This window comes from Methylocystis sp., from assembly GCF_050246715.1.
Taxonomy (GTDB): domain Bacteria; phylum Pseudomonadota; class Alphaproteobacteria; order Rhizobiales; family Beijerinckiaceae; genus Methylocystis.
Map to the genome: position 1 here is coordinate 1 of NZ_JBFWVN010000119.1, position 2,702 is coordinate 2,702.

2 protein-coding genes are annotated in these 2,702 nt (G+C 62.0%); both read left to right on the forward strand.

Annotated features, from left to right (window positions below; all coding sequences use genetic code 11):
• On the forward strand, positions 1 to 518 hold a 518-nt coding region (locus tag AB7I51_RS17955), incomplete at its 5' end, for a glycine--tRNA ligase subunit alpha (RefSeq protein ID WP_428406392.1).
• A 109-nt stretch (positions 519 to 627) separates the two neighbouring features.
• Positions 628 to 2,702: glycine--tRNA ligase subunit beta (glyS, locus tag AB7I51_RS17960; RefSeq protein WP_428406393.1), on the forward strand; the 2,075-nt coding region annotated here is incomplete at its 3' end.

The following is a 2,702-nucleotide window of genomic DNA, read 5'->3' on the forward strand; positions in this document are numbered from 1 at the left end:
CGACGCTCGGCGCCTGGGGCCTCGGCTGGGAGGTCTGGCTCGACGGCATGGAGGTGAGCCAGTTCACCTATTTCCAGCAGGTCGGCGGCATCGAATGCGATCCGGTCTCGACCGAGCTCACCTACGGCCTCGAGCGCCTCGCCATGTATGTGCAGGGCGTCGAGAACGTCTACGATCTCGACTGGGACGGGGTGGACAAGGCGAAGGGCGGCAAGCGCTACGGCGACGTCTATCTCCGCGCCGAGCGCGAATTCTCCGTCTTCAATTTCGAGGCGGCGACGACCGACATCCTGTTCCGCCATTTCGCCGATGCGGTATCCGAGTGCAACGCGCTGCTCGATCGCGCGGCCCCGCTCGCCTTGCCCGCCTACGATCAATGCATGAAGGCGAGCCACGCCTTCAACCTGCTCGATGCGCGCGGCGTGATCTCGGTCACCGAGCGCCAAGCCTATATCGGCCGCGTGCGCGCGCTCGCCAAACGCTGCTGCGACGCCTGGCTCGCCGGCGAGGCCGCCTGATGACGCGGCGGACGCAGCGCGGCTTCACCCTCCCCCTCGAGGGGGGAGGGAGGGGTGGGGGTGAACGGCGCGCCATCGCCTGCCGCCGATCCGCCACCGCGGTGCGCTGATGGCCGAGCTGCTGATCGAGCTCTTCTCCGAGGAGATTCCGGCGCGCATGCAGGCCCGCGCCGCCGATCAACTTCGTGAAGAGATCATATTGCGCCTTCATGCATTTGGCTTCGTCAGCCAGATCAATAGCGAGAATGTTCTTACGTTTGTAACACCACGTCGACTCACTGCAGTCGCATACGATGTGCCGACTAGCCAAAAAGATGTCGTAGTTGAGAAACGCGGTCCGAAAGTGGGCGCTTCGGCCGAAGCTCTAAAGGGATTTATGAAGTCAAATGGGCTCACTTCAATTGAGCAATTGACCGAGGAAGAAACACCCAAGGGAAAATTTTATTTTTTTAGAGATTCGGTTGCGGGGCAACCTACTCGCGACCTGCTTGCCGAAACCATACCGGAAATCGTCTATGGTTTTGATTGGCCGCGATCCATGCGATGGGGACATGGTCTCGTGCGATGGGTTAGGCCACTCCATTCCGTCCTTTGTGTATTCGACGGATCGCTTGTTGATGGGGTGGTGCAGTTTCCTGCCACTATTGGCACGCAGGCAATGATTCAAATGCCCATCTCGGACACCACATACGGACACCGATTTCTTTCTCGTCGTCCGATCAAAGTTCGGTCATTCGAAAGCTACCAGCGAGACCTGCGGAGTGCATTTGTCATCGTTGATCAGGCGGAACGCCGACTGGTGATAGCAAGCCAGGCTGAGGCGAAGGCCAAAGCGGCTGGGTTTTTCGTCAAGAGTGATGAGGCGCTGCTCAACGAGGTCACCGGCCTTGTCGAATGGCCAGTCGTGCTGATGGGTCGGATCGACGACGCCTTCATGGAGCTGCCGCCGGAAGTGCTCACCACGACGATGCGCACGCATCAGAAATACTTTGCGATCGTCGATGGCGCCGGCAGGCTCGCGCCGCGTTTCCTGCTTGTCTCCAACATGGAGACGAAGGACAAGGGCGCCGCCATCGTCGCCGGCAACGAGCGGGTGCTGCGCGCGCGCCTCGCCGACGCCAAATTCTTCTGGGATCAGGATCGCAAAGCGACGCTCGAAAGCCGCGTGCCGGTGCTGAAGGACATCGTGTTTCACGCGAAGCTCGGCACGCTCGCCGACAAGATGGCGCGGGTGGAGGCGCTCGCGGTCGAGATCGCGAAGCCTGTGCCGGGGGCGGACGAGGACAAAGTCCGCCGCGCCGCGAAGTTCGCCAAGGCGGACCTGACGAGCGGCATGGTCGGCGAGTTCCCCGAGCTGCAGGGCATCATGGGCCGCTATTACGCGCTCGCCGAGGGCGAGGCGCCCGAGGTGGCGGCCGCCATCGCCGAGCATTACGCGCCGCAGGGGCCGAACGACGAATGTCCCACGGCTCCGGTCAGCGTCGCGCTGGCACTAGCTGATAAGCTGGACTCGCTGGCAGGATTCTTCTGGATTAACGAGGAACCAACAGGCTCAAAAGATCCCTTCGCGCTTCGGCGTGCTGCGCTTGGGGCGATCCGGCTCATAATCGAAAATGGTCTGAGATTTTCATCTCGAAGGCTTTTTCACCAGGCGATAAGCCAACAGCCGGATTTTCCTTCAGTTTCGCCAAAGAGAGATAGAATCAATGCAATCGCCGACGAGCTAGTGCGCTTCTTCGCCGACCGCATGAAGGTCGCGCTGAAGGAGAAGGGCGTTCGCCACGATCTGATCGCGGCGGTGTTCGCGCTCGGCGGCGAGGACGATCTGGTGCGGCTCCTCGCGCGGGTCGATGCGCTCGCCCGGTTCCTCGCCGGCGAGGACGGTGCCAATCTCCTGACGGCGCAGAAGCGCGCCGCGAACATCCTTCGCATCGAGGAGAAGAAGGACGGCAAGAGCTACGCCGCCGCGCCCGATGCGGCGCTGCTGACGCAGCCCGAGGAGAAGGCGCTGCATGTCGCCTTGATCAAGGCCGCGGCCGCTGCGCGCGACGCCGTCGGCCACGAGGATTTCACAGCCGCGATGGCGGCTATGTCGGAGCTTCGGAAGCCGGTCGATGCTTTCTTCGACAAGGTCACGGTCAACGATGCCGACCCTGCGCTTCGCGGAAATCGGCTAAAGTTGCT